Here is a 15,921-nt window from a genome sequence, read left to right as displayed (position 1 = left end):
GATTTAGCTCCCTGACGCAACGTGCGGATCGTCAAAGAAGTAGTCCTTCACCGACTCGGGTTTGTTTTTGATGGCCCCTACGCGGTGCAGGAACTGCCCCAACTGCAAGGTATTCTGCGGGGTGATGCTGAATTTCGACTCGGGACTCTTGAGAATATCCAATAACAGTTTGCGGTCGATTCTGGACTTGGTGATGCGAATAAAGGCATCGGCCGCTTCTTCCGGGTTCTGCGCGGTGAAGTCCGCCGCTTCAGCCAGGGCGTTGACGAACACGCGGTAAGTGCGCGGATTCTCCTTGCGGAATTTTTCCGTGGTGTAAAGCACGACCGGCGAGGTCGGGCCGCCCTGTACGTCATAAGAGTTCAGGACGATATGGGCGTTGGGGTTGCCCGCCAGCTCTTGCTCCTGGAAGGGGGCATTGCCGAAGTGGGCGGTGATTTCGGTGCCGGCGCTGATAATGGCCGCCGTGGCGTCGGGATGCGGCACAGCCACCTGGAGCTTATCAAGGCGGTTGTACTCTTTGTCGCCCCACAGTTTCGCCGAAGCCTGTTGCAGATAGCGGGACTGGACGGAAACGCCGACCGCCGGCACCGCGATGCGATCCTTATCGGTGAAGTCGGCGATGGTTTTCACATTCGGATTGTTGCTGACCAGGTAGTAAGGGAAGCTGCCGGTCGCGAGCACGGCCCGCACGTTTTGCCGGTTTTTGGTGCGATCCCAGAGGGTGAACAACGGACCAATGCCCGCGCCGGCGATGTCCACCGAGCCGGACAGCAGCGCATCGTTGACCGCCGCGCCGCCGGAGAGCTGGAGATAGTCTACCTTGACATCCAGTCCTTCGGCCTTGGCGTGTTTTTCAATCAGTTGTTTATCCTGCGCCACATTAAGCAGCAGGTAGACGATGCCGAACTGCTGCGCGATGCGCAACTGGCCTTCCGCGTAGGCTTGCATCGGCAGCGCCAGCGACGAGACCAGCAGGCTGGCCGCCGAGGTTATGCCGATCAGCTTGCGGGACAAAAAACGGGTCGGCTTAACCGCGTTGTTGCTTATTTTTTTCATACATAGAGTCCATTGAAATGTGTGAAATTCACAATGGTCAATCATGCACAACTAAAATATCGAACGTGGCATTGATCTGATTCAACCGCGATATTGCTGATGAAAATGTCCGTGTCCGATATTTTATTAATAATGTGATGTTGACCCGCTAATAATTAATTAACTATTATTGATTACATTAATTTAATATATTCCGTGCTAGCGAAATATGGGGTGCAGCATAAGCTCAGCGTCTTTTTTTGCTAAAGCGCATTTTGTAATAAGCTATGTGTAATTGTTATTTCATTTCATGAAACAGTTTCCTCATGGCATAGAAGATAAACAATCGATCAAAAACTGAATAACACGTTTTTCCGCTGAAAACGAGCGCTTTATCGCGCCCTGGCGGCCGCGCGCGCCGCCAGGGAAAAGAGGAACGGGCGCTTGTGCGGGGCGCGTTTGTTTATTTTCTTGTCGTTATAAGTAATTATCCGCGGCGACGGGAAGCGGCCATTACACATTTTTTCTTTTTGCGAATTTTGGTTTTACTTATCCACAATTGATTGTTTGGAGGGGTAACCCTGGGAATTATAGTGGTATACCGCAATATCTTCTATCTATCATGCCGGCGACAGTATGGTCGGTGTATTTCATTTATTATTGTCGAATGATTATTAATGTTATTAGCGCCCGTGGACTGGGCGAGGGTGATTGCTGCCGGTAATGTCCGTTGTGGATATATATCTAACAGACTTATTCCTTTCTTCATTTGAAGTTGCGGCAATGTCGAATTAAAAATAAATGGTTAATGAAAAAATGGCTAAGGAAGCAAAAATATTACGGGTGAAAATCGCGCGCGGCGAACCGGGTAATAAACACGCTGTTTATTCGGTACCCCGTCGGGATAATCAAACGGTGCTGGACGTGGTCACGGAAATACAGCAGCAGCAGGATCCCAGCTTGTCTTACCGCTTTTCATGCCGGGTCGGCGTGTGCGGCTCGTGCGCGATGATGGTCAACGGCACCCCGCGCTGGGCCTGTCGGACGCACGTCAGCCGGGTGGCCGACAACGGCGAACTGGTGCTGGAACCGTTGCGTAATCTGCCGCCGATCAAGGATCTGGTGGTGGACATGCGCGAATTTTTCACCAAGTGGCGACAGGCGGGCGGCGAGTTCAGCGCCAGCCGCAGCCGTCGGGAGGATCCGGCGCGTATCGACCCGCAAGGCGCTCGCCGCCGCCTCGCCGGCGAGGCGATTGAGTGCATCAACTGCGGCATTTGCTATGCCGCCTGCGACGTGGTGGCCTGGGACAAACGCTACCTCGGCCCGGCCGCGCTAAACCGCGCCTGGACGCTCGTCAACGATGAGCGCCATGAGGCGGCCGCCGATGTGCAGGCGCGCGTCACGGCGGCCGGCGGCGTCGGCGCCTGCCATATGCAGGGCAATTGCATGGCCTGCTGTCCGATCGGGCTGAGTCCTACCCGCAGTATCGCCGGTCTGAAGCGGGTTTCGCTCTGGCAATGGTTCAGGAAGGCGTAAGCGATGGAAAGAAAACTGTTCATTATTCAGCGGCTCAGCACCTTGTTCCTGATCCCCTTTGTGCTGATCCATCTGGGCGTCATCCTCTATGCGACGCACAGCGGTCTTAGCGCCGGGGCCATCCTGGGGCGTACTCAGGGAAGCGTCGGCTGGCTGCTGTTTTACTCCGCCTTCGTGATCTGCGTCGCCCTGCATGCGCCGTTGGGCGTTCGCGCCATTCTGATCGAATGGGCGGGCGTCGGTTACCGCGCCGCGGGCGGGATTTGCCTGGGGCTGGCCGTGTTATTACTGATCCTCGGCATGCGCGCCGTGATCGCCGTGGGGGGACTATGAAGGTTTTACGCCGTCAAAAAGGCTATCTGGCTTTTATCGGCCATCGTCTGTCCGGGCTGGCGCTGGCGCTGTTTCTGCCGGCGCATTTTCTGGTGCTCGGTCTGGCGCTGGAGGGAGAAGCCCAACTGGAGCGCGTGATCCGCTTCAGCGATCTGCCGCTGGTGAAAGCGGCGGAGTGGGGACTGGTGGTGCTGCTCTGCCTGCATGTGAGCTTTGGGTTGCGTCTGCTGGCGCTGGAAACATTGAACTGGTGTCATCCGCAACAGGCGCGCTTCGGCTGGATTGGCTGGGGAACGGGATTCTCCCTGGCCGTCGGCGCCGTCTTTATTATGGGAGTGCTCTAGCGATGCCGTTCGAGAGCATAAAAACCGACATTTTGATCCTGGGTTCCGGCGGCGCCGGGCTGTTCGCCGCTCTGCACGCGCGCCGGGCCAATCCCGCGCTGGACGTGACCGTCGCCACCAAGGGGCTGCTCGGCAAAAGCGGCTGTACCCGGATGGTACAGGGCGGCTACAACGTGGCGCTGGCGGCCGGCGACTCGATAGAGCGGCACGTAATGGACACCCTGAACGGCGGCAAATGGCTGCCGCGGCAGGATCTGGTGTGGCGACTGGTGGCCGGCGCAATAGAACGGGTGCGCGAACTGGAGAACGAAGTCGGCTGTTTTTTTGACCGCAATCCCGACGGCACCCTGCATCAAAAAGCCTTTGCCGGTCAGACCTTCGACCGCACGGTACACAAGTCCGATCTGACGGGCATCGAGATCATCAATCGGCTGATGGAGAAGGTGCGCGGCGCGGGCGTGCGCGAGCTGGAAGAGCACCGGGCCATCGAACTGATCCCGGCGGCGGACGGTTCGGGCATCGCCGCCGTGCTGTTTATCGATCTGCGCCGCGGCGTCTATCGTCTGATTCAGGCGAAAGCCGTGCTGCTGGCCACCGGCGCCGGCCCCACCATGTATCGTTACCATACGCCCTCCGGCGAGAAATCCTGCGACGGGCTGGCGATGGCGCTGCGCTATGGCCTGCGCCTGCGCGACATGGAGATGGTGCAGTTCCATCCCACCGGGCTGCTGGGCGGGCCGGACACGCGCATGACCGGTACGGTGCTGGAAGAAGGGCTGCGCGGCGCGGGCGGCTATCTGCTCAACGGGCAGGGCGAGCGCTTTATGCAGCGCTATGATCCGCGCGGCGAACGCGCCACGCGCGACGTGGTCAGCCGGGGCATTTACGCCGAGATGCGGGCGGGCCGCACCGGGCCGATGGGCGGCGTGTTTATCCAGATGAAGCACCTGGGGGAAGAGAAGGTGCGCCGGCTGTTTCCCGGTATGGTGTCCCGCTGCGCCGACTGCGGTTTTGATCTGGCGGGCGGCTTGGTCGAGGTGGTGCCTACCGCGCACTATCTGATGGGCGGCGTGGAGTTCGAGGTCGACTGTTCCACCGCCTCGCCCGGTTTGTATGTGGCCGGCGAGGACAGCGGCGGCGTACACGGCGCGAACCGGCTGGGCGGCAACGGCGTGGCCTGCTCCACGGTATTCGGCGGTATCGCCGGCGACGCGATGGCGGCTTATCTTCAGCGGGGCGACGGCTGGCGCGATCCGGATCGTACGCGCATCGAGGCGGGCGTCGCCCGCGCCGAACGCGCCTTTGCCGCCCGGCCCGGCTCGCTGGCGCCGTTGCGCGAGGCACTGGCGCAGACCATGTGGGATCACGTCGGCGTGATGCGTACCCGCGAGGGCATCGTCAGCGGAGCCGACCGGCTGGATCAGTACCTCGGCGAACTGGCGACCTTTGGCGTGCGCGACGGCGAGCGGCGCTACAACTTGAGCTGGCACGACTGGCTGAATGTGGACAGCCAACTGCTGATCGCGCGCACTATCGCCACGGCGGCGCTGGCGCGCAACGACAGCCGCGGCGCGCATTTCCGGGAAGATTTTCCCGCCACCGGCGATCTGGCGACCAGCCGCTATACGCGCATCAGCAGCGATGACGCTGGCGCGACGCTGCATCTGGAGCAGGTGCCGGTGGCGTTTGACCTCGTCAGGCCGGGGGAAACGCTGTTGACGGAACCCGCCGAAAAGGAAGCAATATGACATTATTCAATCAGGAGTTCGCATCATGAGCGTCGCCATCCAACGGGTGGAACAGGCTGCCTACGAAATCATGCAACGCGCCGCCATCGATATCCCAGCGGATTATCGCGACAAAATCAAATCCATGCAGCGGGAGGAAAGCGGCGTGCTGTCGCGTTTCGTGCTGGATACGATGATCGCAAACTGGCAGGCCGCCGGCGACGATCGCCGGCCGATGTGCGCCGATACCGGGCTGCCGCGTTATTACATCAAGTGGGGCAACAATGCCGCGGTCGATAACGGCTTTGTCGGCGTCGAGCGCGCGCTGCGCCGCGCCACCGCGCGGGCGACGCAGGATATTCCTTTGCGCCCCAATCGCGTTCATCCTTTATGGCGCACGGAGTTCAACAACAATGTCGGCATCAATGCGCCGGAAATCGAATGGTCGTTCGAACCGGACGCCGACTGGGTGGATATCACGACCGTACACAAAGGCGGGCTGTTCGGCACCGACTACCGCATGCTGTTTCCCGGCGACGGCATCGACGGCATCAAACGTTTCGCGCTGGATACGCTGATTGCGTTCGGCAAGCGCGGGTTGGCCTGCCAGCCGGCGATCGTCGGCATCGGCATCGGCGGCTCGAAGGACACCTGCATGCAACTCGGCAAACAGGCCGCCTGCCTGCGGGTGGTGGGCGATCGTAACCCTGACCCGCGCATCGCCCAACTGGAACTGGACATTCTGGCGCTGGGCAATTCGCTCGGCATCGGCGCGATGGGGCTGGAAGGGCGTTCGATGGTGGCGGACTGTCATATCGAAGTGGGCTACACCCATACCGGCGGCATGCCGGTCAGCCTGCATACCTTTTGTCTTGCTTCACGCCGCGCCACGGCGCGGATCCATGCCGACGGCTCGGTCAGCTATCGTACCGACCCCGTCTGGTTCACGCCTTATTTGCGACGCGAGAGTGTGGAATGGCCGGAAAATCTGACGAACTGAAAGTGGTTGAACTAACGTTGCCGGTATCCGCCGAGGATCTGGCGCAGTTGGAAATCGGCACGGTGGTGTATCTCAGCGGCAATATTTACACCGCCCGCGAAGGCGTCTATCGCCTGATCCTGGATGAGGGACGCCCGTTGCCGCTGGATTTGCGCGCGATCAGCCAGGTGAATTTCCACTGCTCGCCGGCCGCGGCGCCGGACGGCGTCGGCGGCTATCAGGTGGGCGCCGTCACCGCCACCGCCAGCTTTCGCTTTGCCAACTGGATGGCGCGCTGGTTGTCGCTCTCCGGCAGCAATATCGTGCTCGGCAAGGGCGGCATGCCGGCGGAGCAATACCGGCAGGTGCTGGTGCCGGCCGGGGCGATCTACCTGACCACGGTCGGTTACGGCACCGGCGCGCTGCTGGGGCGGAGCATCAGGCGCGTTATCGACGTTCACTGGCTGGCGGAACTGGGCATCGCCCAGGCGATGTGGCTGTTTGAGGTGGAGCGGTTCGGCCCGTTTATCGTCGAAAGCGATCTGCGCGGCAACTCGCTGTTTGAACAGCATAATCAGCTCATCAATGCCGGCATCGACGCGCTTTATCAGGGGCTTAAGCCGCCGACGCTGCACCGCTACGGCGAAACCGACGATCGCCGACAGGAACTGATGTAGCCGGACGGCCGCGCATCTCACGCCGTTTCCCCGCGCGGCGCTGGAAAAGCGGTCGTTCAAATCGCTGCGCCGGGTATACATCCGCAAAATAAGCCATCAGCAATGGCCGCGCTGTTTCATCAACCACACCGCGCTTCCTAAAGCCGCATAGCTGCGTTATGGCGAAATCCCCCGTTTTTGCCGACGCGTATCACAGTGGTTATTCATCACCATTGACTTTAAAATGCATGCCTTTCCGGCCTCGGCGGTCGCCGTTGCCGGATGTGCGAGGAAAGGTTTACTTTCCGCTATTGTTAAATTTATTTGCCATACCCGTCATACTTCAAGTTGCTGGTGCATTGGCCTTCCTGCAACTCGAATTATTTAGGGTATATAAAAAATTGAAAAAGGGAGTTTCATATCATGAAAGGATGGCGAGCGCCCATCGTCACGCTGCTTATTATTGCGGTCAATGTGGCGGTGTTTATCTGGCAATGTCGTGTGGGCGACGGGGATCTTTCGTTTTCCTTGGGCGATCTTTACAAGATGGGCGCGAATGTTGCGCAGCTTTCTGTGACTGGCGACGGTTGGCGTTTGCTCAGCGCTCTTTTCCTGCATCAGGATCTCGAACATCTGGCGATGAATATGGCGGTTTTGCTGGCTGTCGGGACACTGGCCGAACAACAGATTGGACGGGTTTTCTATCTGTTTATCTATCTTAGCTGCGGCGTTCTGTCCAATTTCGTTAGCGCCGCATGGCATTTTAACGACCATCCCAGCCAACTTTATCAGGCGATGTTCCACGCTTCTCCCATCATGATCTTCCTGACGGTTGGCGCATCGGGCGCCATTTACGCGATTGCCGGGGTAGCGGTCAGGCGGTTTCTTACTTTCAATACTTATAATGAACTGACCTTCGATGTTAAAAACGGCGCTTTGGCGCTCTTCATGCTGTTTGGTTATAGCCTGTTTGAAAAGAACATCGATCATATCGCGCACATCAGCGGCTTTATTTTCGGCGTGCTGATTAGCCTGCCGGCGGCGATTTATGCCTTGCATCGGTGTAGCCGGCGCGCACTGATCCTGAGTTATGTGGCGCTGGCGCTGATGATCACGGGCGCCGTCGGCTACAACCTGAGCGCGCGGCATAATGATAAACGCAGCGACAGCGTGCGCAGTGCGGTACTGGAGGCAATGGCGAAAGAAGTCCAGAAAAGCGCGGATGAATTACGGGCGCGGCAGGCGAAAGCGCAGGCTGAAATTGATCGTCTGGCGCAGATCGAGATAGCCCGTCAGGAGTGGCCGGACTATGCCGCCGATCCGGCGCACTCAATTTATCGATATGAATAAAAGTCTGCCGGTTTCTCAGACAATGCGCGATGAACAGTCGCTGCCGCGCTATCGCTGTCTGACTGAACAGACCCAATAAATCATCGCGAACCGGGGGCTTTTGCTCCCGGTTCGTTATCCGCAATGCATTATCGGTCTGTCGTTTTAATCAAAAAATGTATATAGAAAGCAAAAATCGATGCTTTTAATTATTAAACGCGCCGCGTTAACTGTAGCTCTCGTTTTATAACAATCTGGTGACATAAACATGAGCGTCGCGGCGTTATTTTCGCAACTGGAAGAGAGCATCGAAAAACACAGTGAGGAATATATTACGGTTTCCAGGGATATTCATGCCCACCCGGAAACCGGCAATAACGAATATTACGCCAATCAGCTGCTTACCAGGCTGCTGGCGAAGCATCAGTTTCAGGTCACCTCCGGCGTGGCGGGGCATGAAACGGCCTTCTATGCGCTGAAAGACAGCGGTAAACCCGGCCCGACCATCGCTTTTCTGGCGGAATACGACGCACTGATTGATATCGGCCATGCCTGCGGCCACAACATTATCGGGGTCACCAGCGTGGCGGCGGCGATCGCGCTGGCGTCGGTCATCAACGTCACCGGCGGACGCGTGGCGGTATTGGGTACGCCGGCCGAAGAGGGCGGACTGCGCGGCAAAGGCGGCCCGAACGGCAATGTGAAGGCGCGTTTCGTCGAGCACGGGTTGCTGGAGGATGTGGATGTCGCGCTGATGGTGCATCCGTCCGGCAAAACCCGCCTCACCGGCCCGTCGCTGGCCAACAATCATCTCTATTTTCATTTTTACGGCAAACCTTCCCATGCCGGCAGCTCGCCCGATAAAGGCGTCAACGCGCTGGATGCGCTGGTGCTGCTGTACAACGGCATCAGCGTATTGCGCCAGCAGTTGCCCGATGGCGTCAGGGTACACGGCATCATCACCAACGGCGGTCAGGCGCCGAACGTGATCCCCGAATACGCCTCGGCGCATTACTACATTCGCGCCAAAACCCGCGAGGAAGTGATCGCGCTGGAGCCGCGCATTCGCGCCATCGCCGAGGGCGTGGCGCTGGCGACCGGCGCGACGGTCAAGATTGAGCATCAGGTCGGCCCGCGCGATTTTAATATCAACCATCGGCTGAATACCCTGCTGCTGGAGGAGTTTACCGCGGTGGGGGAAAGCGTCGATCTGACGGACAAACAGGGCATCGGTTCCACCGACGCCGGCGATATCAGCCACGCGGTGCCCACCGCGCATCCCACCATCAAGATTGGCCCGGACGACCTGGTCGGCCACACGGTGCCGTTTCGGGAAGCGGCCAACTCGCCGCTGGGCTACACGGCGCTGCTCGCCGGGGCGAAAGTACTGGCGCGCAGCGGGCTGCGCCTGTTGACGGATGCCCGGTTGTTGCAGGAGATCAAAGACGAATTCGCCAATCGTGACGCTGTCACGCGCGCGGCCTGAATGCGTTAGCCGTAACGACGCCGTTCTCATCACCACGATTTCGCCATGACAACAATTTCGCCATGACAACAATAAGGGAGTTTCCCATCAATGAAGTGGTTCACTTTTCCGCTCGCCGCACTGCTGCTGGCGACCAGCTTACCCTGGGGAATCGCGCAGGCCGATGCCGTCGATCGCAACGCGACGTTGAATATCGCCTACGGCAAGCGGCCGGGTACGCTCGATCCTTACCTGACCACCAACAGCGCCACCACCGATGTGGTGCGCCATATTTTTGAACAACTGTTCACCATCAACGACAAGTTCGAACCGGTGCCGGAGCTGGTGGAAAGCTATACGCTCAGCGATGACCGCAAAACCTACACGTTTGTGCTGCGCAAGGGCATCCGTTTTCACGACGGTCAACCGTTGACGGCGGATGATGTGGTGGCGTCGATGAACCGCTGGCTGGCGGTGTCGACGCAGGGCAAAGCCAACCTGCCGGGCGCGCAGTTCAGCAAAGTCGATGATGACAGCGTGCGGTTGACGGTGCAGACGCCGTCGCTGATCACGCTCAACGTGCTGGCCGATTTGAAAAATCTGGCCTCGATCATGCCCAAACGGCTGATAGAGGAAGCCAATGCCGGCAAAAAACCGGTCAGCCAACTGATTGGCACCGGCCCGTATAAGCTGGCGGAGTTTAAACCGGGCGAGTACCTGCATCTCACCCGCTACGACGACTATGTTTCCCGCAGCGAGCCGGCAAACGGCCTGTCGGGGCAGAAAAAAGCCGACGTCAGGGATATCTGGTTCCGCTATATCACCGATGAGTCCACGCGGCTGGCCGGGGCGCTGACCGGCGAATATGACGTGGTTTTCGACCTGCCGAAAGATAATATCGATGCACTTAACAACGCGCGCGATGTCGAACTGTACCGGCCGGAGGCGGGCGGATCGCTGATCACCTATCTGTTCAATAAGCATCGCGGGCCGTTCGCCGACGTCAAGCTGCGTCAGGCGTTCAATCTGGCGCTGGATGTGCATCAGTCGCTGTTGGCCGGCTACAGCGATGAGCGCTTTTTCAAGGCGGGTTCCTCCCTCGGTTTTCCCGAGCAGGTGGACTGGTATAGCGAAGCCGGCAAACCTTACTGGAATCAGCATCAACTGGATGAGGCGCGCCGACGGGTGAAGGAATCCGGCTACAACGGCGAAGAGGTGGTGATCATCGCCACCAAGGAGTACGCCGAGCTGTATAACCTGGCGATTGTGGCGCAGCAGGTGCTCAAACAGATTGGGGTGAAATCCCGACTGGATGTCTACGACTGGGCCACGGTGCTGCAACGGCGTCAGGATCCGAGCACGTTCGATCTGTGCGCGCTGGAGTTCTCCATGCGTCAGGTGCTGCACCAGTATCCTTTCCTCGACTCGCGCGCCAAATTTCCCGGCCTGAGCAACAGCCCGGAGATCGACGCCACGCTGGACGACATCAAGCAGGCGCCGTCGTTGCAGGCGGCCAGACCGTTGGTGGATAAACTGCACCTGCAAATCTGGACATACCTGCCGGTGATCGTACTGGGGCGCACCACGCCGGACGCGGTGGCGATCAAACATCATGTTCACGGCTATTACGACCTGATCGGGCCGGTATTGTGGAATGTCGGCATCACGGCGCAGTAAGCGGAGCAACGCATGGGTTGGTATATTCTCCATCGCTTGCTGGCGTTGCTGCCGGTGCTGTTTGTGGTGTCGGTGGTGGTGTTCTGCCTGGTGCATCTGGCGCCGGGCGATCCGGCGCTGGTGATCCTGGGTAATGACGCCAATCCGCAGGACATCGCCGCGCTGCGTCGGCAAATGGGGTTGGATAGACCCCTGCCGGCGCAGTTCGCGCACTGGTTCGGCGCGGTGCTGAGCGGCGATCTCGGCCACTCGTTGTTGATGGACGCCAGCGTGCTGTCGCTGTTTCTCCAGCACCTGCAACCGACGCTGGCGCTGGCGATTTATGCGCAGGGCATCGCGCTGCTGCTCGGCGTCGGCGGCGGCATTCTCAGCGCCTGGCGGCACGGCAGGCTTCTGGATCGCATTATCATGTGGCTGGCGACGCTGGGGATGTCGATCCCCGGATTTTTGCTCGGCCTGTTCCTGATTTTCTTTTTCGCCGTGCGGCTACGCTGGTTTCCGGTGGTGGGGTATAGCTCCACCCGCGGCGATATGTGGCTGAACCTGTGGTATTTAACCCTGCCGGCGCTGGCGCTGGGCTTTCGCATCGCGGCATTGATTGCGCGGATGACGCGCGCGGTGATGCTGGATGTGCTCCAGGAAGGCTTTATTAAAACCGCCCGCGCCAAAGGGGTGCCGGAACGCACGGTCTTGCTGCGCCACACCTTGAGAAACGGGCTGCTGCCGGTGTTGACCGTCTGCGGCGAATCCTTTGGCTCGCTGGTCACCGGCGCCATTGTGATTGAAAGCGTGTTCGGCATTCCGGGCGTCGGTTCGCTGGTGGTCGATGCCATCGAACGACGCGATTTCACCGTGATTCAGGGCGCGGTGCTGCTGATTACCGTCAGCTATGTGCTGATTAATCTGGCGGTCGATATCCTCAGCTATCTGCTCGATCCCCGTCTTTCCGTCAGCGGTAAAGCCTCATGAAAAAGTTTTTTATCCAGCCGCAGCTTGTCGCAGGCGGCGCGCTATTGTTGATTATCCTGGTGTTTTCGCTGTGCGGCAGCGGCATCAGCCCGTTCGACCCTTATGCCATCAGTCCGTTAACCCGCCTGCAACCGCCCGGCGCGACCCACTGGTTCGGCACCGATAATTTCGGCCGCGATCTGTTTGTCCGCGTGGCGCTGGCGGTGCGGATTTCGCTTTCTGTCGGCGCGGCCGTCGCGCTGGCGGCGGGTGTTATCGGGATGACGATCGGTCTGCTGTGCGCCTGGTATCGCTGGCTGGATCTGCTGCTGATGCGTATCTGCGACGGGCTGTTCGCCTTTCCCTCGCTGCTGCTGGCGATCGCCATCGTCGGTATTTTGGGGCCGAATACCGCCAATGTGGTGCTGGCGCTGTCGCTGGTGTACGTCCCCTCGGTGGCGCGCGTGATCCGCGCCGCCGCGCTGGCGATCAAAGAGAAGAATTATATTGAAGCCCTGCGCGCTCAGGGAGCGAGCGGCGCGCGCATTATCTGGCTGCACCTGCTGCCGAACGTCGTCTCCCCGTTGATCGTGCAGGTCAGCTGGATTTTCTCGGTGGCCATTCTGACCGAAGCGGCGCTGAGCTTTCTCGGCTCCGGCATTCCGGCGCCGATGCCCAGTCTGGGCAACCTGCTGCTGGAAGGGAAAAAGGTGATTTTCACCGCCTGGTGGATGACCTTTTTCCCCGGTATCGCCATCGTGCTGTTGATTCTGGCGCTGAATATCGTCGGCGACGCGCTGCGCGACGGCGCCGATCGCGGGCTGCAACCCTTGACGCGCCGTCTGTTGCGTCAGCTTAAAAATGAGACCCCAGGCCGATGAACAACAGCCAGTCGCAAACTTTACTCTCGGTGAACGGATTACAGGTCAGGTTCGCCACCCGCGAGGGCGTGGTGGCGCCGGTGCGCGATCTGTCGTTAGCCGTCGACCGTCATGAAACGCTGGGCATCATCGGCGAGTCCGGTTGCGGCAAAAGCGTGACGGCGCAGGCGCTGATGGGGCTGCTGCCGGCGCGTTCCAGCCGCGTCGCCGGCGAAATGATCTTTGACGGCGAACGGTTGGACGATCTGTCGCCCGCCGCATTGCAGCGCTGGCGCGGCAGCCGGATGGCGATGATTTTCCAGGATCCGCTATCCAGCCTGAATCCGGTTTTTACCGTGGGATGCCAAATTGAGGAGAGCCTGATCCTGCACCGCGCGCTGACGCGCCGGCAGCGTCGGGCGGAGGTGATTTCGTTGCTGCATCAGGTCGGTATTGACGATGCGCCCCGCTGCGCGGCGGCGTACCCGCATGAAATTTCCGGCGGCATGCGCCAGCGCGTGATGATTGCGATGGCGATCGCCAGTCGTCCCGCGCTGCTGATCGCCGATGAGCCGACCACCGCGCTGGACGTCACCATTCAGGCGCAGATTCTGGCCCTGCTGGAAAAGGTCAAAGCCGATAGCGGCATGGGCATCATCCTGATTACCCACGATCTGTCGGTGGTGGCGCAATTGTGTCAGCGCGTGCTGGTGATGTATCTCGGCGAAGTGGTGGAAGAGGCGGACGTCGTCAGCCTGTTCGATAATCCGCTGCATCCCTATACCCGCGCGCTGTTGCAGGCTGTACCCAGACTGGACGGCGAGCGCAAAGTCGATCTGCCGGAGATCCTCGGCACGGTGCCGGCGCTGTCCGTCGCCATCCCCGGCTGCGGCTTTGCCGAACGCTGTCCTTATGCGCAGGCGCGTTGCCGCGAGCAGCATCCCGCGTTGCGCGCCTTATCGGATAAAACCCATCGCGTGCGCTGCTGGCGGGTGGAAGAGATAGGCGGGCCGGTATGAGCGAACCGTTATTGACCGTGCGTCATTTAAGTAAAACCTTTGCCGGCAAGGGATGGCGCGCTAAGCCATTCACCGCGCTGGAGGATGTCAGCTTTCATATTTCGCTCGGCGAAACCTATGCGCTGGTGGGGGAATCAGGCAGCGGCAAAAGCACCACCGGACGCAGCCTGCTCGGCCTGACCGCGGCTTCCGGCGGCGAGGTTATCTTCGACGGCCGGCAACTGTTGAGCTTGAACAGCCGTCAGTGGCGTGAGGTGCGCAAAGATATGCAGATGATTTTTCAGGATCCGCTATCGTCGCTCGACCCGAAACGCGCCATCGGCTACAGCATTGAAGAGCCGCTGATTATTCACGGCGAGCGCGATGCCGGCAAGCGCCGGCAACAGGTGGAGCAGATATTGACTCGCGTCGGTTTCAGTCCGGCGGATGGCCGGCGCTATCCCCATGAGTTTTCCGGCGGGCAGCGCCAGCGTATCGGTATCGCCCGCGCGCTGATACTGGCGCCGAAACTGATCGTTTGCGATGAACCGGTATCGGCGCTGGATGTCTCCATCCAGTCGCAGATCCTGAATTTGCTGATGCGCTTGCAGCGCGAGCAGGGGCTGGCTTATCTGTTTATCGCCCACGATCTCAGCGTGGTGCATCATATCGCCGACCGCGTGGGCGTGATGTCGCGCGGCCTGATCGTGGAGGAGGGCGCCGTCGCGGAACTGTTCGCCGCGCCGCAGCATCCCTATACCCGCTATCTGCTACAGGCGATCCCGCCGGCGCACCCGCGGCTGAAAAACCAGACGCGGGCATTACCGCACGCCGCGCAGCCCTCGGGATGCGAGTTCCGCGACGGTAAAACCTGCAACCGCCATCCGGATCAGTATTACTGGTTAACGCCTACCCACCGGGTACGGTGCTGTCCGGATAGCTGATTTTTCACCGATAGCCGGAACAAATAACCTGATCAAACTCGTTCAGCGACATCGCCTCCAATCCCAGCTCCGGCAGGATATTGTTCTCATGACGTAAATCTCTTTTCCATATCGCCGCCGCCACGTTAATCACCGAGGAGTGCAGGGTCAGATTGATTCCCGCTTTCTGCGCGATCGCTTCGGCAAACGCCAGTCCATAGGGCGTATCTTCCAGAATGAAACGCGTATCCATGCTGACCGGCCCGGCCGGGCCGCCGCGTCGGCGGTGCAGTTCGGCCGCAATATCCGCCAGCTCGTTTTGCGGAACGTTGAACGACTGCTGAAAATGTTCTTCGATACTGTGCAACTGTAGGCCGAACCGGCGCGCCAGCGTCTGACGTTCCTGCTCCAGCGAGGAAATCAAATTGGCGACTCCCGGCGTCAGATAATGATATTGCGGCCAGCTTTCCTGTCTTTCAATGCGCGTGATGTTGCACAGCGCCAGCCCCAGATGGGCGATGGGATTGATATTGATCAGCGACGTCGCCAACGTATTGCGCTGAGCCAGAAAGCGGCGGCCGAACAGCGCCGTACACAGGGCGATGGCGCGCGCATTATCCTGCATCGGCAGCGTGGCGACATGGACGAATTTTCTTGCCGCCATGATGGCGACTTCACAGCCGTTCGCCTGACGGCGGGCGGTGAGCGCGGTGGTGCCCCAGGTGATGATCGGCGCAGCAATATGGCGTGCGGTCAGCCGTTTTGACAGGTACAGCGCGCTCAGCGAGCAGGCGCTGTTGATGATAATCGGCAGTTCGTCGCGCATATGGGGCGTCAGGGCGTCAATCACCGTTTTGTGCGCGTATCCCGGCACGCAGATGAAAATGACGTCCGCGTGGTTCACCGCATAGGCGATATCCGTCGTGACGTCCGGCCGACACTCGCCGCTGATGACGCCGGTAAAAGAGAGCCGGTTATCGTTGGCCTGCAATGGAGCAAGATCTTGCGCGACGGGCGACCAGAGAATCGGCCGATGCCCGGCGTCGGATATCCAGGCGGTGGTGGCAAAGCCGATATTGCCGCCACCCAGAATGGCTACATTCAT

Annotated in this window: 15 protein-coding genes; 13 read left to right on the top strand and 2 right to left on the bottom strand. The window is 59.7% G+C overall.

From position 1 onward, the window contains the following. Positions 1–3: 3 nt before the first annotated feature. Positions 4–1,059: an ABC transporter substrate-binding protein gene (locus ABRZ26_RS04255; RefSeq protein WP_319603021.1), complete on the bottom strand. Its 1,056-nt coding sequence runs from the start codon at positions 1,057–1,059 to the stop codon at positions 4–6. 795 nt (positions 1,060–1,854) lie between these two features. On the opposite strand from ABRZ26_RS04255, the gene ABRZ26_RS04250 reads away from it, so the two are divergent. The 13 genes from ABRZ26_RS04250 to ABRZ26_RS04190 all read left to right on the top strand — a co-directional run bounded on the left by ABRZ26_RS04250 (position 1,855) and on the right by ABRZ26_RS04190 (position 14,837). After that, positions 1,855–2,577, top strand: a complete 723-nt coding sequence (locus tag ABRZ26_RS04250; RefSeq protein WP_319603020.1) for a succinate dehydrogenase/fumarate reductase iron-sulfur subunit — start codon at positions 1,855–1,857, stop codon at positions 2,575–2,577. A 3-nt stretch (positions 2,578–2,580) separates the two neighbouring features. Then, a complete protein-coding gene (locus tag ABRZ26_RS04245) occupies positions 2,581–2,910 on the top strand; it encodes a succinate dehydrogenase/fumarate reductase transmembrane subunit (protein ID WP_319603019.1) in 330 nt (109 codons plus the stop codon). Next, positions 2,907–3,254 carry a succinate dehydrogenase/fumarate reductase transmembrane subunit gene (locus ABRZ26_RS04240; RefSeq protein WP_319603018.1) on the top strand — a complete coding sequence of 116 codons (348 nt, stop codon included), beginning with the start codon at positions 2,907–2,909 and terminating at the stop codon, positions 3,252–3,254. The genes ABRZ26_RS04245 and ABRZ26_RS04240 overlap by 4 nt, the downstream gene beginning before the upstream one ends. 2 nt (positions 3,255–3,256) lie before the next feature. After that, positions 3,257–5,002 (top strand): L-aspartate oxidase, encoded by a 1,746-nt coding sequence (locus ABRZ26_RS04235; protein WP_319603017.1) that lies wholly within the window; start codon positions 3,257–3,259, stop codon positions 5,000–5,002. 25 nt (positions 5,003–5,027) lie between these two features. Continuing rightward, positions 5,028–5,981 (top strand): fumarate hydratase, encoded by a 954-nt coding sequence (locus ABRZ26_RS04230; protein WP_319603016.1) that lies wholly within the window; start codon positions 5,028–5,030, stop codon positions 5,979–5,981. Beyond that, a complete protein-coding gene (locus tag ABRZ26_RS04225; protein ID WP_319603015.1) occupies positions 5,957–6,637 on the top strand; it encodes a fumarate hydratase C-terminal domain-containing protein in 681 nt (226 codons plus the stop codon). The genes ABRZ26_RS04230 and ABRZ26_RS04225 overlap by 25 nt, the downstream gene beginning before the upstream one ends. Positions 6,638–7,039: 402 nt before the next feature. After that, complete coding sequence (locus ABRZ26_RS04220; RefSeq protein WP_319603014.1) at positions 7,040–7,966, top strand: rhomboid family intramembrane serine protease; 927 nt, start codon at positions 7,040–7,042, stop codon at positions 7,964–7,966. Between the two features lie 247 nt (positions 7,967–8,213). Then, on the top strand, positions 8,214–9,431 hold the full coding sequence (locus ABRZ26_RS04215) for a M20 family metallopeptidase (RefSeq protein ID WP_319603013.1): 1,218 nt from the start codon (positions 8,214–8,216) through the stop codon (positions 9,429–9,431). A gap of 90 nt (positions 9,432–9,521) precedes the next feature. Beyond that, positions 9,522–11,087 carry an ABC transporter substrate-binding protein gene (locus ABRZ26_RS04210; RefSeq protein WP_319603012.1) on the top strand — a complete coding sequence of 522 codons (1,566 nt, stop codon included), beginning with the start codon at positions 9,522–9,524 and terminating at the stop codon, positions 11,085–11,087. Between the two features lie 12 nt (positions 11,088–11,099). Further along, positions 11,100–12,056, top strand: coding sequence for an ABC transporter permease (locus tag ABRZ26_RS04205; protein ID WP_319603011.1), 957 nt, complete (start codon positions 11,100–11,102; stop codon positions 12,054–12,056). Next, positions 12,053–12,916, top strand: coding sequence for an ABC transporter permease (locus ABRZ26_RS04200; protein WP_319603010.1), 864 nt, complete (start codon positions 12,053–12,055; stop codon positions 12,914–12,916). The genes ABRZ26_RS04205 and ABRZ26_RS04200 overlap by 4 nt, the downstream gene beginning before the upstream one ends. Further along, positions 12,913–13,914, top strand: a complete 1,002-nt coding sequence (locus ABRZ26_RS04195; protein WP_319603009.1) for an ABC transporter ATP-binding protein — start codon at positions 12,913–12,915, stop codon at positions 13,912–13,914. The genes ABRZ26_RS04200 and ABRZ26_RS04195 overlap by 4 nt, the downstream gene beginning before the upstream one ends. After that, the gene (locus ABRZ26_RS04190; protein ID WP_319603008.1) at positions 13,911–14,837 is read left to right on the top strand and encodes an oligopeptide/dipeptide ABC transporter ATP-binding protein; all 927 of its coding nucleotides are present in this window, start codon (positions 13,911–13,913) and stop codon (positions 14,835–14,837) included. Before ABRZ26_RS04195 ends, ABRZ26_RS04190 begins: the two co-directional genes overlap by 4 nt. A gap of 4 nt (positions 14,838–14,841) precedes the next feature. On the opposite strand, the gene ABRZ26_RS04185 is transcribed toward ABRZ26_RS04190, so the two are convergent. Then, positions 14,842–15,921: an NAD/NADP octopine/nopaline dehydrogenase family protein gene (locus ABRZ26_RS04185; RefSeq protein ID WP_319603007.1), complete on the bottom strand. Its 1,080-nt coding sequence runs from the start codon at positions 15,919–15,921 to the stop codon at positions 14,842–14,844.

The sequence above is a fragment of the Brenneria sp. L4-2C genome (assembly GCF_040240335.1).
GTDB lineage: Bacteria > Pseudomonadota > Gammaproteobacteria > Enterobacterales > Enterobacteriaceae > Brenneria.
Note: the sequence above shows the minus strand (reverse complement) of the source record. Positions and strands in the feature narration are given on the sequence as shown.